The organism is Streptomyces sp. 11x1 (genome assembly GCF_032598905.1).
Lineage (GTDB): Bacteria > Actinomycetota > Actinomycetes > Streptomycetales > Streptomycetaceae > Streptomyces.
Genome location: NZ_CP122458.1, coordinates 7,015,711 through 7,031,981 on the forward strand (window position 1 = coordinate 7,015,711; position 16,271 = coordinate 7,031,981).

Below are 16,271 nucleotides of genomic sequence, written 5' to 3' on the forward strand. Positions count from 1 at the left end.
GGGCATGGACACCGCAGAGCTTGACGCCTACCTTCGCCGCCTCGGGGCCGAGCAGCAGGCCTGGCCCACCGTCGACGTACTGCGCGAACTGCACCTGCGCCATCTGCGGGCGGTGCCGTTCGAGAATCTGTCGATCCACCTCGGGGAGGAGATCGTCCTGGAGGAGAAGCGGCTGCTGGACAAGGTCGTCGGGCGGCGCAGGGGCGGGTTCTGCTACGAACTGAACGGCTCGTTCGGGGCGTTGCTCTCGAAGCTCGGGTTCGATGTGACGCTGCTCGCGGCACGGGTGTACGGGGAGGAGGGACAGGTCGGCATCCCGTACGACCATCTCGCGCTGAGGGTGCGGACGGTGGACGGGGGCGACTGGCTGGCCGATGTCGGGTTCGGGGCGAACAGCCACTATCCGCTGGAGTTCGGGAACCGGACGGAGCAGGAGGATCCGGGCGGCATGTTCCGGGTGGCCGAGGTGGACCGGGAGAGCGGGGGCCGGGAGTTCGGGGACCTGGACGTGTTCCGCAACGGCAAGCCGCAGTACCGGTTGGAGACGCGACCGAGGGCGCTCGGGGACTTCGCGGCGGGGGCGTGGTGGCACAGCACCTCGCCGGCCTCCCACTTCACCCGCTCGCTCGTCTGCTCCCTGCTCACGGAGGACGGCGGCCGCATCACCCTCAGCGGTCGTACGTTCACCGTCACCTCGGCGGATGGCGCCCGTGAGGTGACCGAGCTGGGCTCGGACGCGGAGGTGTTGGCGACGTACCGAGACCGCTTCGGGCTGGAGTTGGACCGGGTGCCGGAGGTGGGGAAGGGCCGTGAGGAGCGTGTGGGCGCGCTCGTCGAGGGAGGTTCCGAGGGCCTGTAGCCTGACGGCACCGTACGACGGGGGAGCTGACCGTGGAGAGCGTCCTGCCCGTGGCCATAGGGGCCGCCATCGGTCTCATGGGGGCGGTGTTCGGTTCGTGGTTCACCGCGCGCCGGCAGGACCGCATGTGGCTCCGCGAGCAGAAGCTCAAAGCCGGGATCGGCTTCAACACGGCCGTCGTTCAGCTCCTGGACCACCTGAAGCAGACACGGCTGAGTGACGACGGTCCCGGGGCCGACGAGTTGGTGAACCGGATGCAGGAGGCACGCTCGGCCCTCTACCTGCTCTGCTCCAGCGACACCGTCGACCTCGCCGATGCCCTCGCGGTCAGGGTCTGGAGCACGCGGCCCACCGACGGCAGGGACGACCGCCGGGCCGAGTTCCGGGAGACCTTGGACCTCCTGCGTCGCTTCACCCACCAGCTCCGGCAGGAGATTGCCAGGTCGTAGACCCTCTGGGGGGAGGGGAGGGGAGGGGAGGGGGTGGCGGAAGATGGGGGTGTGAGTGATGTGAGGCATGTGTTGGTGTTGCCGGATCGGGATGCCGCGGAGGAAGTGGTCGAGGCGCTGCGGGAGCGGTTCGGGCTGGATGAGGAGCCGCAGTTGCTGCGGGACGCGTTGGCCGGGGAGGACGACGCCGAGGACGCGCAGTGGCTGGTGGTGCTGCGGGACGAGCGGGAGCGGCTCGACGCGGTGGCGCTGGACGAGTTCGCGGGGGAGTGGGAGGGATGGCGTGAGGAGCCGTAGTGGTCCCGCGCCGCGGTTCCGTGCGCTGAGGGGGGAGGCCCGGTCGCTGGGGCGGTCGGGTTGTCAGTGGGCCGTGGGATGCTGTCCGGGATGGCCAAGAAGACTGTGAACGATGATCCTCTCGCCCCCGTGACGTTGGCCGTGGGGCAGGAGGAGCTGCTGCTCGACCGGGCTGTGCAGGTGGTGGTGGCCGCCGCGAAGGCCTCGGACGCCGACACGGACGTGCGGGATCTGACCTCGGACCAGCTGCAGCCCGGCACCCTCGCCGAGCTGACCAGTCCGTCGCTCTTCGCGGAGCGCAAGGTCGTGGTCGTGCGCAACGCGCAGGACCTGTCGGCCGACACGGTCAAGGACGTGAAGGCGTACCTGGGGGCTCCCGCCGAGGAGATCACCCTGGTGCTGCTGCACGCGGGCGGCGCCAAGGGCAAGGGGCTGCTGGACGCGGCGCGCAAGGCGGGGGCGCGGGAGGTGGCGTGCCCCAAGATGACGAAGCCGGGCGATCGGCTGGCGTTCGTGCGGGGGGAGTTCCGGACGCTCGGGCGGTCCGCGACGTCCGAGGCGTGCCAGGCGCTCGTCGACGCGATCGGGAGCGATCTGCGGGAGTTGGCGTCCGCGGCGTCGCAGTTGGTGGCGGACGTTGAGGGGACCATCGACGAGGCGGTGGTCGGGCGGTACTACACGGGGCGGGCCGAGGCGTCGAGCTTCGAGGTGGCCGATCGGGCCGTCGAGGGGCGGGCGGCGGAGGCGTTGGAGGCGCTGCGTTGGTCGCTGGCGACGGGGGTGGCGCCGGTGTTGATCACGAGTGCGCTGGCCCAGGGGGTGCGGGCGATCGGGAAGCTGTCGTCGGCGCGGGGTGGGCGGCCCGCGGATCTCGCGCGGGAGTTGGGGATGCCGCCGTGGAAGATCGATCGGGTGCGGCAGCAGATGCGGGGGTGGACGCCGGAGGGGGTGGCTGTCGCCTTGCGGGCGGTGGCGGAGGCGGATGCGGGGGTCAAGGGTGGGGGAGATGATCCGGAGTACGCGTTGGAGAAGGCGGTTGTGGTGATCGCGCGGGCGGCGCGGTCGCGTCGGGGGTGACTCTTCGCCCGCCGCCCCTACCCGTCGCGTCCCAGGGGCGCTGCCCCTTCGACCCCGGGTCGAGGAGGAGTGGCGGCAGGGTGCGTGCGGGTGCGTGGGGGGTTCTCGCGCAGTTCCCCGCGCCCCTGAAGAGCCTGCGGTCGCCCGGCGCTCCTGAGTGACCCCGGCTTCCGGCGTGCTCACCTGCGGCATGCCGAAGGCCCCGTCGGCCGCCCCGGGAAGGGGCGGGCGACGGGGCCTTCGGTTCAAGACGGTGGATCCGCACCCGCGTGGCGAACGCAGGCCGCGTGCGGATCCGGGGTGTCGGGTGGGAGCGGATGAGAGAGGGCCCGCCCTGGGTCCAGCCGACGATCAGATCAAAGGTGAAGCTCAGCCCTGGAGGGAAGCGACCTTGGAAGCAAGCGCCGACTTCTTGTTGGCGGCCTGGTTCTTGTGGATGACGCCCTTCGAGACGGCCTTGTCGAGCTGACGCGCGGCAGCGCGCTGGTACTCGGTGGCCTTCTCGACGTCACCCGCGGCAGCGGCCTCACGGGCCTTGCGGACCGCGGTCTTGAGCGACGACTTGACGGCCTTGTTGCGAAGGCGCGCCTTCTCGTTGGTCTTGTTCCGCTTGATCTGGGACTTGATGTTCGCCACGAATGAGCCTTTTCAGCTTGGTTTTCCTTGGGATGTGCCTCCTGCAGAGAGGGCATGAGACACAGCCGCCCACGTTACCAGCAGCTCTCGCGTCGGCCCAAACCGGTCCCAGCCCTCCACCCGTGGGACCATGGTGCCTACGTACAGCCCCGCCAGACCCGATCCGACCCGAGACCGCAGACGGCTGCGGACGCCTCAAGAATCAGGACCCTGCGTGCCCGCGATCCCTAGCCATGTGCCCGAGCCGAGCCGTACCGACCCGGCTCTGATCCGCAATTTCTGCATCATCGCGCACATCGACCACGGCAAGTCCACGCTCGCCGACCGGATGCTCCAGCTGACCGGTGTCGTCGAGCAGCGGCAGATGCGTGCTCAGTACCTCGACCGGATGGACATCGAGCGTGAGCGCGGCATCACGATCAAGTCCCAGGCGGTCCGTCTGCCCTGGGCGCCGACCGCCGATCCGGGCAACACGCACATCCTCAACATGATCGACACCCCCGGGCACGTCGACTTCACGTACGAGGTGTCGCGGTCGCTGGCGGCCTGTGAGGGGACCGTCCTCCTCGTCGACGCGGCTCAGGGGATCGAGGCCCAGACCCTCGCCAACCTGTACCTGGCGATGGAGAACGACCTCAAGATCATTCCCGTACTGAACAAGATCGACCTGCCGGCCGCGCAGCCCGAGAAGTTCTCCGAGGAGCTGGCGAACCTCATCGGCTGCGATCCCGAGGACGTGCTGAAGGTCTCCGCGAAGACGGGTGTGGGGGTCGACGCGCTGCTCGACCGGGTCGTGGCCGAGGTTCCGGCGCCGGTCGGCGTCAAGGACGCGCCCGCCCGCGCGATGATCTTCGACTCGGTGTACGACTCGTACCGGGGCGTGGTCACGTACGTCCGTGTGATCGACGGGCAGCTCAACAAGCGCGAGCGGATCCGGATGATGTCCACCGGCGCCACGCACGAGCTGCTGGAGATCGGGACCAACTCGCCCGAGATGCTGCCCGCCGACGGGCTGGCCGTCGGTGAGGTGGGCTACCTCATCACCGGCGTGAAGGACGTCCGCCAGTCCAAGGTCGGTGACACGATCACCAGCCAGGCGAAGGGGGCGACCGAGGCGCTCGGGGGATACAAGGACCCCAAGCCGATGGTCTTCTCCGGTCTGTATCCGCTGGACGGGTCCGACTACCCCGAGCTGCGTGACGCGCTCGACAAGCTCCAGCTCAACGACGCCGCGCTCGTGTACGAGCCGGAGACGTCCGCCGCGCTGGGCTTCGGTTTCCGCGTCGGTTTCCTCGGGCTGCTGCACCTCGACGTGATCCGGGAGCGGCTGGAGCGCGAGTTCGGGCTCGACCTCATCGCCACCGCGCCGAACGTCGTGTACCGCGTCGTCATGGAGGACGGCACCGAGCACACGGTCACCAACCCGAGCGAGTTCCCCGAAGGCAAGATCAACGAGGTGTACGAGCCCGTCGTGCGGGCCACGATCCTCGCGCCGACCGAGTTCATCGGCTCGATCATGGAGCTGTGCCAGACCCGGCGCGGCACCCTGCTCGGCATGGACTACCTGTCGGAGGACCGGGTCGAGATCCGGTACACGCTGCCGCTCGCGGAGATCGTCTTCGACTTCTTCGACCAGCTGAAGTCGAAGACGCGCGGGTACGCGTCGCTGGACTACGAGCCCACGGGTGAGCAGACCTCCAGCCTCGTCAAGGTCGACATCCTGCTGCACGGCGACAAGGTCGACGCCTTCTCCGCGATCACGCACAAGGACGCGGCGTACGCCTACGGGGTGCGGCTCGTCGCCAAGCTGCGCGAGCTCATCCCGCGGCAGGCCTTCGAGGTGCCCATCCAGGCGGCCATCGGCTCGCGCGTCATCGCCCGCGAGACCATCCGCGCCATCCGCAAGGACGTCCTCGCCAAGTGCTACGGCGGTGACATCTCCCGGAAGCGGAAGCTGCTGGAGAAGCAGAAGGAAGGCAAGAAGCGGATGAAGATGGTGGGCTCCGTGGAGGTTCCGCAGGAGGCCTTCATCGCCGTACTGTCCAGCGACGACAGCGCCGGCGGCGGCAAGGGCAAGAAATAGCCAACGGCGACCGGTGGTCGCCGACCGCGGGGTAGCCACTGTTACCCGCGGAAACTCGGGCACAATGCGGGCCCGTCGCGTTTCGGCGCGGCGGGCCCGCAAGTCTTCCCAGAGGCGTCGGGGCGTGTCCGTACGGTAGTTCTCGGTGGAAAGTGACTGCCCGCCGCCCCTTACCAACCGGCCGACCGCGCTCTACCCTGATCACCACTCGATAGTTACTCGCGAGTTAAACAACAGCCGCTTTGAGCCAGCCGCACAGTCCGTGAGCCAGCTGTACTGTCGCGTGCCCCGGAGGATGTCGTGAGCGACACACAGACCCTGATCGAGAACCGTCCGCCCTCGGTGGCGGCCCTCTTCCTCGAGCGCGTGGCGGCCACGCCCGACGGCGAGGCCTACCGCTACCCGGTGCCACCGGCCTCCGGGGAGGGGCCCTCCGACTGGAAGTCGCTGAGCTGGGCGCAGTCGGCCGAACGGGTGTACGCCGTCGCGGCCGGGCTGATCGAGCTGGGCGTGCAGCCGGAGCAGCGCGTCGCCCTCGCCTCGTCGACCCGCATCGAGTGGATCCTCGCCGACCTCGGCATCATGTGCGCCGGCGCCGCCACCACGACCGTCTATCCGCAGACCAACGCCGAGGAGTCGGCGTACATCCTCGCGGACTCCGCCAGTCGGGTCCTCATCGCCGAGGACGCGGCTCAGCTCGCCAAGGCCCGGGAGAAGAAGGCCGAGCTGCCCGACCTGACGCATGTCGTCGTCATCGACACGGAGGGTGCGGACCTCTCGGAGGACTGGGTCCTCTCCCTGGCCGAGCTGGAGAAGCGCGGCACCGCGTACCTGGAGAAGAAGCCCGACCTGATCAAGGAGAAGGTCGGCGCGATCACCAAGGACCAGCTCGCCACGCTCATCTACACCTCCGGCACCACCGGGCGCCCCAAGGGTGTCCGGTTGCCGCACGACAACTGGTCGTACATGGCGAAGGCGATCGCCGCGACCGGGCTGGTCAGCGCGGAGGATGTGCAGTACCTGTGGCTGCCGCTCGCGCACGTGTTCGGCAAGGTGCTCACCAGCGGTCAGATCGAGGTCGGGCACGTCACCGCCGTGGACGGCCGGATCGACAAGATCATCGAGAACCTTCCGGTGGTGCGGCCGACCTACATGGCGGCCGTGCCCCGCATCTTCGAGAAGGTCTACAACGGCGTCGTCGCCAAGGCCCGCGCGGGCGGCCCGGCCAAGTACAAGATCTTCCAGTGGGCGGCCGGGGTCTCCCGCGAGTACGCCAAGGCCAGCCAGGACAACTTCCGCCGCACCGGCACCGCCTCGGTGCCGTTCGCGCTCGGCGCGAAGCACAAGATCGCCGACACGCTGGTGTACGCCAAGCTCCGCGAGGCGTTCGGCGGCCGGCTGCGGGCCTGTATCTCCGGTTCGGTCGCGCTCGCGCCCGACATCGGCTTCTTCTTCGCCGGCGCCGGCATCCACATCCTGGAGGGCTACGGCCTGACCGAGACCTCGGCGGCGTCCTTCGTGAACCCCGGCGAGGCCTACCGCACCGGCACGGTCGGCAAGCCGCTGCCCGGCTGCGAGGTGCGGATCGCGGACGACGGCGAGATCCTGCTGCGCGGCCCCGGTGTGATGGAGGGCTACCACGGGCTGCCGGAGAAGACGGCGGAGGTGCTGGAGGCCGACGGGTGGTTCCACACCGGTGACATCGGGGAGCTGTCGCCCGACGGCTACCTGCGGATCACCGACCGGAAGAAGGACCTTTTCAAGACGTCCGGCGGCAAGTACATCGCGCCGACCGAGATCGAGGGGCAGTTCAAGTCGCTGTGCCCCTTCACCTCCAACGTGATGGTGATCGGCGCGGACCGGAACTTCTGCACGGCCCTCATCGCCCTCGACGAGCCGTCCCTCCAGGGGTGGGCCGCGGAGAACGGGCTGGCCGGGAAGACGTACGAGGAGATCATCGCGGCGCCCGCCACGGTCGAGATGGTCGACGGGTACGTCAAGCAGCTCAACGAGGGCTTGCAGCGGTGGCAGACGATCAAGAAGTTCCGGTTGCTGCCGCGGGACCTCGATGTGGAGCACGGTGAGCTCACGCCGAGCCTGAAGCTGAAGCGGCCGGTGGTGGAGAAGGAGTACCTGCACCTGATCGAGGACATGTACGCCGGTGCGCGCGAGGCGTAGCGCTCCGCGTGAAAGCCGGGGAACTGCGGGCCGTCTTCAGCTGCGGGTTCGTCGCGGCTGGTCGCGCAGTTCCCCGCGCCCCTAAAGGGCGCGGTTGGTCTCCATCAGGGTTCGAAGGTCGCGTATCTGTATGCGCAGCTCGGTCAAGTCCGGTGTGGGTGAGGCCAGTTGTTTTTCCAGCGCCGCCAAGCGGGTGTCGACCTGTTCCGTGTGCTCCCGTTGGACCGCCCGCAGGGTTTCCAGCTCCCGGGTCTTGCGGTGCAGGTCCAGGAAGACGCTGACCTTCGCCCGTAACACCCAGGGGTCGAAGGGTTTGGTGAGGTAGTCGGCGGCGCCGGTGGCGTAGCCGCGGAAGGCGTAGCCGGTGTCGGCGTCCGTGCCCGTGAGGAAGATGATCGGGACGTCCTTCGTCTGGTCGAGGCGCTTGATGTGGGCGGCGGTCTCGAAGCCGTCCATGCCGGGCATCCGGATGTCGAGGAGGACGACGGCGAACCGGTGCCGCAGGAGGGCCTTCATCGCCTCCTCGCCCGAACGGGCGCGGACGAGCGGCTCGTTGAGGGATGCCAGGACGGCCTCCAGGGCGAGCAGATTGTCCTCCATGTCGTCGACGAGGAGGATGCCCGCACTTTGGTCGGTCCGGTCCTGAGGGGTCATGGGGAGGGTGCCTCGTTCTCTTCGGTGCGTTTCCCGGGGGACGGCTCGGCGCTCTGCGGACCCTGGGGGGTTTCCGGGTCGAGGACCGCGCAGACGACCGTGAGCAGCTGGTCGACGTCCACCGGCTTCGGTACGTAGTCGTTGGCGCCGCGGGCGATGGACTTCTCGCGGTCGCCGGGCATCGCCTTGGCGGTGAGGGCGACGATGGGCAGACCCGCCCAGCGCGGGGTGCGGCGGATGGCGGAGATCGTCTCGTAGCCGTCCATCTCCGGCATCATGATGTCCATCAGGACGAGTTCGACGTCCGGGTTGCGCTCCAGGGTCTCGATGCCCTCGCGGCCGTTCTCCGCGTACAGGACGGGCATGCCGACCCGGCCCAGGACATGGGTGAGCGCGAAGACGTTGCGGATGTCGTCGTCGACGATCAGCACCCGGCGGCCGGGCAGCACCTCGCCCGCGCGCCCCACCTTCCACGCCTCCAGCTTGGTGGGCGCCGGCCAGGAGTCGTCGCCGTCGTGCACCTCGTCGTCATGCGCGGCCGGGTACGGCTCCGTGGTCAGCTGCTCGGGGACGAGGCTGCCGTGCTCCTCGATCACCGGGCCCGTCACCCCGTGGCCCGGGCTGAAGACCGGGACGTACAGGGTGAAGGTCGAGCCCCTGCCGGGGACGCTCTCCGCGATGATGCGGCCGCCGAGCAGGCCGGCGATCTCGCGGCTGATGGACAGACCGAGGCCGGTGCCGCCGTACTTGCGGTTGGTGGTGCCGTCGGCCTGCTGGAACGCCTCGAAGATCACCGGGAGTTTCTCGGCCGCGATGCCGATGCCGGTGTCCGAGACGGCGAAGGCGATCACCTCGTCGTGGTCCTCGCGGGTGTAGCGGTGCTCCGGGTCCTTGACTCGGCTGACGGTCAGCTCGACCCGGCCGGACGCGGTGAACTTGATCGCGTTGGAGAGGAGGTTGCGCAGGATCTGCTGGAGGCGCTGCTCGTCCGAGTACATCTCGCGGGGGACGTCCTCGCCGACCGTCACCTCGAAGGCCAGGCCCCGGTCGAGGGTGAGCGGCCGGAACGTCGCGTGGACGTAGTCCAGGAGCTTGATCAGCGGCAGGCGCTTCGGGCGTACGTCCATCCGGCCCGCCTCGATCTTCGACAGGTCGAGGATGTCGTTGATCAGCTGGAGGAGGTCCGAGCCGGAGCGGTGGATCGTGGTGGCGAACTGGACCTCCTGGTCGGTGAGATGGCCGTCCGGGTTGTCGGAGAGCAGCCGCGCCAGGATCAGCAGGGAGTTCAGCGGGGTGCGCAGCTCATGGGACATGTTCGCCAGGAACTCCGACTTGTACTGCGAGGAGGTGGCCAACAGCGCTGCCTTCTCCTCCAGTTCGGCGTTGGATCGCTGCAACTCCGCCTGCTGCATCTGCAGTTCGTCCGAGCGCTCCTGGAGCTGCATGGCGAGGCGCTGGGACTCGCCGAGGAGGGACTCCGTACGGGAGTTGGCGATGATGGTGTTGATGGCGACACCGATGGTGTTCACGAACTGGTCGAAGAACGCCAGGTGGACATCGGAGAAGCGGGAGAAGGACGCCAGCTCGATCACCCCGAGGAGCTTGTCCTCGAACAGGATCGGGATGATGACGACGCTGGACGGCGAGGCCTCACCGAGGCCGCTGTTGATCTTGATGTAGCCGGGTGGGGCCTCGTCCACCAGGATCCGCTTCTTCTCGCGGGCCGCCTGCGCGACCAGACCGTGCACCGGCAGACCACCGGTCTCGACGGTCGCGCCCTGCGCCGCACCGTAGCCCGCGATGAAGGCCAGGCCCTTGGTGGGCGCCACCGGGAGCGGGGCCGCGCCGTCCTCGTCGGGGTCGGCCAGGTAGAACGCGCCGTACTGGGCGTTCACCAGCGGGGTCAGCTCGCGCAGGATCAGGTCGGCGACCTCCATCAGGTCGCGGTGGCCCTGCATCAGGGCGGCGAGCCGGGCGAGGTTCGACTCCAGCCAGTCCTTCGCGCGGGTCGTCTCACGGAGGTTCGCCACCATCAGGTTGATGTTGTCCTTCAGCTCGGCGACCTCGCCGCGCGCCTCCACCGTGATGGAGCGGGACATGTCGCCCTGGGCCACGGCGGAGGCGACCTCGGCGATCGCGCGGACCTGCGTGGTCAGGTTCAGGGCGAGCTCGTTGACGTTCGTCGTCAGCCGCTTCCAGGTGCCGTAGACGCCCTCCACCCGTGCCTGGCCGCCGAGTTGACCCTCCGAGCCGACTTCGCGGGCGACCCGGGTGACCTCGGAGGAGAAGGAGGAGAGGGTGTCCACCATGGTGTTGATGGCGGTCTTCAGCTCAAGGATCTCGCCGCGCGCGTCCACGTCGATCTTCTTGGAGAGGTCGCCGTTGGCGACGGCCGTGGTGACCTGGGCGATGTTGCGGACCTGCGAAGTCAGGTTGTCCGCCATGTAGTTGACGTTGTCCGTGAGGTCCCGCCAGACACCGGACACGCCCAGCACCTGGGCCCGGCCGCCGAGCGCGCCGTCGGTTCCGACCTCACGGGCCACCCTCGTCACCTCGTCGGCGAAGGCCCGCAGCTGCTCCACCATCGTGTTGACGGTGTCCTTCAGTTCCAGGATCTCGCCGCGCGCGTCGACGGTGATCTTCTTGGAGAGGTCGCCGTTGGCGACGGCCGTGGTGACCTGGGCGATGTTGCGGACCTGCGAAGTCAGGTTCAGCGCCATGAAGTTGACGTTGTCGGTGAGGTCCTTCCAGACGCCCGACACGCCCCGCACCTGCGCCTGACCGCCGAGGTTGCCCTCGGTGCCGACCTCGCGGGCGACGCGGGTGACCTCGTCGGCGAAGGCGGAGAGCTGGTCGACCATCGTGTTGATCGTCGACTTCAGCTCCAGGATCTCGCCCTTGGCCTCGACGGTGATCTTCTTGCCGAGGTCGCCCTGCGCGACGGCCGTGGAGACGAGGGCGATGTTGCGGACCTGGGAGGTCAGGTTGTCCGCCATGAAGTTGACGTTGTCGGTGAGGTCCTTCCAGACGCCGGAGACGCCCCGGACCTGCGCGCGGCCGCCGAGGTTGCCCTCGGTGCCGACCTCGCGGGCGACGCGGGTGACCTCGTCGGCGAAGGCGGAGAGCTGGTCGACCATCGTGTTGATCGTCGACTTCAGCTCCAGGATCTCGCCCTGCGCGTCGACCGTGATCTTCTGGCTGAGGTCGCCGTTGGCGACGGCGGTCGTGACCTGGGCGATGTTGCGGACCTGGGAGGTCAGGTTCGACGCCATGAAGTTGACGTTGTCGGTGAGGTCCTTCCAGACGCCCGAGACGCCCCGGACCTGCGCGCGGCCGCCGAGCTGCCCCTCGGTGCCGACCTCGCGGGCGACGCGGGTGACCTCGTCGGCGAAGGCGGACAGCTGATCGACCATCGTGTTCACGGTGAGCTTCAGTTCGAGCAACTCGCCGGTCGCCTCGACCGTCACCGTACGGGTGAGGTCGCCGCGCGCCACCGAGGTGGTCACCAGGGCGATGTCCCGCACCTGCGCGGTCAGTCGGGCGGCCATGGTGTTCACCGCCTCGGTCACGTCCCGCCAACTCCCGGACAGACCACGGACCTTGGCCCGGCCGCCGAGTCGGCCCTCCGTGCCGACCTCGCGGGCCACCCGGGTCACCTCGCCGGTGAACAGGGACAGCTGGTCGACCATCTTGTTCACGGCGCGGCCCAACCGCCTCAGGTCACCCCGGAGTTGACGGTTGCCGTCATGCAGGTCGACCCGCTGGGTGAGGTCGCCGCCGGCCACCGCGTCCAGGACCCGGGTGGCGTTGGCGGCGGGGGCGACCAGGGCGTCGAGCGTCTGGTTCACGTCGTCGACGCGGGTCGCCCAGGCGCCCTGGCCCGGGCTGGCCGACAGTCGCTCGTCGAGGCGGCCGTGCCGGACCAACTCCCGCCGTACACGCTGCACTTCGGTGCTGAAGTGGGTGCTGCGGTCGATGATCTGGTTGAAGAGGGCGCACAGCTCCGCCACCGGGGTGGGGCCCGCCTCCGGGACTTTCGTGAAGCTGCCGTCGCGGGCGGCGGTCATGGCCGCGGTCAGCGCGCGGAGATCGGATGCCCGGATCAGAACGTCCGTTTGGCTGTCTTTTTGACCGTCTCGGAGCACCCGCGTAGCACTGTTCTCACTCATGGTGGCCCACTTCGGTAACTCGGCGCTTATGGGCGTGGTCAGTCTGTCACTCTGTCCGTGCCGTCTGAGGCCTATTCGTCCGAACTTTCTCCGGGAGCCGCTCAGTGGGGGCCATTCCGACGCAACGGGAGACCGCGTCCTGCGCGCCCGATGCGCCCGCGCGCGTCGGGGCGGAGGCGCTGTCTGCCGCGCCCGCGTACGCGGGCGCGGACCGGCGCGCGGTGGTGCATGTGTCTCTGCCCGGCGGACCGCTCGCGCCGGGAGCCGCCCGGCGCTTCGTCGGCAGCGCGCTCGCGGAGTGGGCCGAGCTCGACCTGCCGGGCACCGCGGCCCTCTCCGCCCGCCTCGTCGAGGACGCCCTCGTCGTGGTCAGCGAGCTGGTCACCAACGCGGTCGTCCACGCGGGCACGGATGTCGAGCTGCTCTGCCGTCTGGGGCGCGACGACCCGGCCTCCGCCGGGTGGCTGCTCGTCGAGGTCTCGGACCACCATCCCTCCCGGGCGGTACGGGACGAGGGCGCCGAACGCCCCTACCTCGTCGAACGGCCTTACGGGGCCGCCGAGTACGGACGCGGCCTGCGGCTCGTCGCGGCGCTCTCCGAAGCCTGGGGGATCACCTACCGGACCGCCATGAAGACCGTCTGGGCCCGGCTGTCGGTCGACGGGGCGATGGCGGTGGAGGACGCGTACGGGGCGTACAGCGGTGACGTGTCCGGGGTGGGGGCCGAGGCCGCGCGGGCGTACGCCGGCGACGAGGAAGTGCGGGGGCTCGACGATGCGCCAGCGTACGCCGGTGTGGAGGACGCGGGGGAGTCCGGCGGTGCGCGGGCGTACGCAGGTCGCGTCGGAGACGGCGCAGACGGCGCCGAGGGCGCCCGTGAGCAGGGCCCGGACCCGCTCGATCTGGTCGCGCCCGAGCCCCGGCAACATGGGGAGCGCGACCGGGAGTGGTTGAACCGGGGCGCTCTCTCCTTCCTGGCCGAGGCGTCCGACCTGCTCGCCGGGCAACTCGACGAGGATCTGGTCGCCGCGCTCGCCGGGCAGCTGCTGGTGCCGAGGCTGGCCGACTGGTGCGCGGTGTGGCTGGAGGACGAGGGGCTGGGCTGGCGCGGCGGCGACGGTTCGCCGGGCCCCGCGCCCCGGCTCGCCCGCGTCTGGCACGGCAGCGAGAACCGCATCGAGGAACTGCGCCGGGCCCTGGAGAGGAACCCACCGAGACTGCCCGATTCCGTGCGGTCGAGGGCGGTCCCCGTCCCGTGGCCGGAACCGGATGAGGAGGACCGGCCGGTGAGGGCGAGTGCGGGCGGGCCGGTGCAGGAGCCTGACGGCGGGTCGGAGCGAGAACTTGCCGGCGGGCCCTTGCGGGAGCGTGACGGCGGACCCCTGCGGGAGCGTGCCGGCGGGTTCGAGCGCGGGCAGGGCGGCGGTCCCGTGCGGGAGCGTGACGATGGGCCCGCGCGGGACCCCGAAGGTGGGGCCGTGCGGGACTGTGAAGGTGGGCCCGCGCGGGACCCTGAAGGCGGGCCCGCGCAGGCGTGTGAAGGTGGGGCCGCGCTTGCCTATCGGCTGATCGCCGGGGGGCGGCCGCTCGGGACGCTCGTCATCGGGCGGGCCGGGCTGCTCCGGTTCCCGGACGAGGTGACCGGGCTGGTCGAGGACCTCAGCCGACGCATCGCGCTGTCCATCGGCGCGGCACGCCAGTACGCACGCCAGGTGACCATCAGCCGGGTGCTCCAGCGCGGCCTGCTGCCGGGCGCGGTCGCCGAGATCCCCGGGGTGTCGAGCGCTCTGGTGTACGAGCCGTGCGACAAGGGCGGACCCAGCGGCGACTTCTACGACCTGTTCCCCGCCGGCCGGGGCCGCTGGTGCTTCGCGATCGGCGACGTCCAGGGCAAGGGCCCCGAGGCCGCCGTGGTCATCGGTCTCGCCCGGCCCTGGCTGCGGCTGCTCGCCCGCGAGGGCTACGGCGTGGCCGACGTGCTCGACCGCCTCAACCAGCTTCTCCTCGACGACGCCACCGAGGCCGCCGACGCCGCCGCCCGCGCCCTGGTCACCGCCGGCGACCCCGGCCTCGTCGACCCCGACGCCTCCCAGACCCGCTTCCTCTCCCTCCTCTACGGCGAGCTCGTCCCCGTCCCCGGCGGCGTCCGCTGCACCCTCGCCTCCGCCGGGCACCCGCTGCCCCTGCTCCTCGGCCCCGACGGCGACGTCCGGACCGTGGCCGAGCCGCAGACGCTGCTGGGCGTGATCGAGGACACCGAGTACGTCTCCGAGACGTTCGAGCTGCGCTGCGGCGACACGCTGCTCTGCGTGACCGACGGGGTCACCGAGCGCCGCAGCGGCCCGCGCATGTTCGACGACGGGGACGGCCTCGCCGCCGCGCTCTCCGACTGCGCGGGCCTCGACGCCCAGCTGGTCGCCGAACGCATCCGCCGCCTCGTGCACGAGTTCGGGGAACGGCCACCGGACGACGACCTTGCACTGCTGGTGCTGCGGGCGGAGTGACGACCGCCGCAGCCGGCGACGGGAACCGTCGGCCGGGCCGTGCTGGACAATGGAGGACATGCCTTCCGCACTCCCCGACGGTGAGCCCGTCCCCGACGACGGGGCGCTGCCCGCGCACGCCCTGGCCGACGCGGCCGAGCGGCCCCTCGGGTTCTATCTCCACGTCCCGTACTGCGCCACACGCTGCGGCTACTGCGACTTCAACACCTACACCGCCACCGAGCTGCGCGGCACCGGCGGCGTCCTCGCCTCCCGCGACAACTACGCGGACACGGTCGTCGACGAGATCTGCCTCGCCCGCAAGGTCCTCGGCGACGATCCGCGCCCCGTCCGGACGGTCTTCGTCGGCGGCGGCACGCCCACGCTGCTGGCCGCCGACGACCTCGTACGGATGCTGGGGGCGATCCGGGAGGAGTTCGGGCTCGCGGACGACGCGGAGGTGACGACCGAGGCGAACCCGGAGTCGGTCGACCCCGCGTATCTGGAGACGCTGCGCGCGGGCGGCTTCAACCGGCTCTCCTTCGGGATGCAGAGCGCGCGGCAGCATGTGCTGAAGATCCTCGACCGTACGCACACACCGGGGCGCCCGGAGGCGTGCGTGGCGGAGGCGCGCGCCGCCGGCTTCGACCACGTCAACCTCGACCTGATCTACGGCACACCCGGCGAGTCCGACGACGACTGGCGGGCCTCCCTGGACGCGGCGCTCGGTGCCGGGCCGGACCACATCTCGGCATACGCGCTGATCGTGGAGGAGGGCACGCAGCTCGCGCGGCGCATCCGCCGGGGCGAGGTCCCGATGACGGACGACGATGTCCACGCCGACCGGTATCTGATCGCTGAGGAGATGCTCTCGGCCGCCGGGTTCGACTGGTACGAGGTCTCCAACTGGGCCACGTCCGAGGCCGGGCGGTGTCTGCACAACGAGCTGTACTGGCGCGGCGCCGACTGGTGGGGCGCGGGGCCCGGCGCCCACAGCCATGTCGGCGGCGTCCGCTGGTGGAACGTCAAGCACCCCGGCGCGTACGCGGGCGCGCTGGCGGCCGGGCGCTCCCCTGGCGCCGGGCGTGAGCTGCTGTCGGCCGAGGACCGCCGGGTCGAACGCATCCTGCTGGAGCTGCGGCTCCGGGAGGGCTGCCCGCTGTCCCTGCTCCGGGAGGAAGGGCTTGCCGCGGCGGGTCGGGCACTCGCCGACGGCTTGCTGGAGGCGGGGCCGTACGAGGAGGGGCGCGCGGTGCTCACGCTGCGGGGGCGGTTGCTGGCGGACGCGGTGGTGCGGGACTTGGTGGACTGATCACTCGGGTGGGTGAATCGGTGCGGAACGGGGGTTCGGTACCTAACCTGATTCGTAGGCTGCCGCCGACAGCA

11 protein-coding genes are annotated in these 16,271 nt (G+C 70.3%); 8 read left to right on the forward strand and 3 right to left on the reverse strand.

Annotated elements, in window-relative coordinates; genetic code table 11:
* Positions 1 to 4 precede the first annotated feature (4 nt).
* The 4 genes from P8T65_RS30850 to holA all read left to right on the forward strand — a co-directional run bounded on the left by P8T65_RS30850 (position 5) and on the right by holA (position 2,682).
* Entirely contained in the window at positions 5 to 859 is an 855-nt protein-coding gene (locus P8T65_RS30850; RefSeq protein ID WP_316728435.1) for an arylamine N-acetyltransferase, read from the forward strand.
* A 32-nt stretch (positions 860 to 891) separates the two neighbouring features.
* A complete protein-coding gene (locus P8T65_RS30855; RefSeq protein ID WP_316728436.1) occupies positions 892 to 1,308 on the forward strand; it encodes a hypothetical protein in 417 nt (138 codons plus the stop codon).
* 51 nt (positions 1,309 to 1,359) lie between these two features.
* Positions 1,360 to 1,605, forward strand: a complete 246-nt coding sequence (locus P8T65_RS30860) for a hypothetical protein (RefSeq protein WP_316728438.1) — start codon at positions 1,360 to 1,362, stop codon at positions 1,603 to 1,605.
* Between the two features lie 90 nt (positions 1,606 to 1,695).
* A complete protein-coding gene (gene holA, locus P8T65_RS30865; protein WP_316728440.1) occupies positions 1,696 to 2,682 on the forward strand; it encodes a DNA polymerase III subunit delta in 987 nt (328 codons plus the stop codon).
* 369 nt (positions 2,683 to 3,051) lie between these two features.
* On the opposite strand, the gene rpsT is transcribed toward holA, so the two are convergent.
* Complete coding sequence (rpsT, locus tag P8T65_RS30870; RefSeq protein ID WP_184894177.1) at positions 3,052 to 3,318, reverse strand: 30S ribosomal protein S20; 267 nt, start codon at positions 3,316 to 3,318, stop codon at positions 3,052 to 3,054.
* Between the two features lie 214 nt (positions 3,319 to 3,532).
* Between rpsT and lepA the strand changes: the two genes are divergently transcribed.
* On the forward strand, positions 3,533 to 5,401 hold the full coding sequence (gene lepA / locus P8T65_RS30875; protein WP_316728441.1) for a translation elongation factor 4: 1,869 nt from the start codon (positions 3,533 to 3,535) through the stop codon (positions 5,399 to 5,401).
* Positions 5,402 to 5,701: 300 nt separating this feature from the next.
* On the forward strand, positions 5,702 to 7,579 hold the full coding sequence (locus tag P8T65_RS30880) for an AMP-binding protein (RefSeq protein WP_316728442.1): 1,878 nt from the start codon (positions 5,702 to 5,704) through the stop codon (positions 7,577 to 7,579).
* An 81-nt stretch (positions 7,580 to 7,660) separates the two neighbouring features.
* Here P8T65_RS30880 and P8T65_RS30885 read toward each other — a convergent pair whose 3' ends face one another.
* Positions 7,661 to 8,233 (reverse strand): response regulator, encoded by a 573-nt coding sequence (locus tag P8T65_RS30885; RefSeq protein ID WP_316728443.1) that lies wholly within the window; start codon positions 8,231 to 8,233, stop codon positions 7,661 to 7,663.
* A complete protein-coding gene (locus P8T65_RS30890) occupies positions 8,230 to 12,402 on the reverse strand; it encodes a HAMP domain-containing protein (protein WP_399100905.1) in 4,173 nt (1,390 codons plus the stop codon). Before P8T65_RS30890 ends, P8T65_RS30885 begins: the two co-directional genes overlap by 4 nt.
* Positions 12,403 to 12,506: 104 nt before the next feature.
* Between P8T65_RS30890 and P8T65_RS30895 the strand changes: the two genes are divergently transcribed.
* Both P8T65_RS30895 and hemW read left to right on the forward strand, forming a co-directional pair.
* Positions 12,507 to 14,906, forward strand: a complete 2,400-nt coding sequence (locus P8T65_RS30895) for a SpoIIE family protein phosphatase (protein ID WP_316728445.1) — start codon at positions 12,507 to 12,509, stop codon at positions 14,904 to 14,906.
* Positions 14,907 to 14,964: 58 nt separating this feature from the next.
* Entirely contained in the window at positions 14,965 to 16,197 is a 1,233-nt protein-coding gene (gene hemW, locus P8T65_RS30900; RefSeq protein WP_316728446.1) for a radical SAM family heme chaperone HemW, read from the forward strand.
* Positions 16,198 to 16,271: the final 74 nt, after the last annotated feature.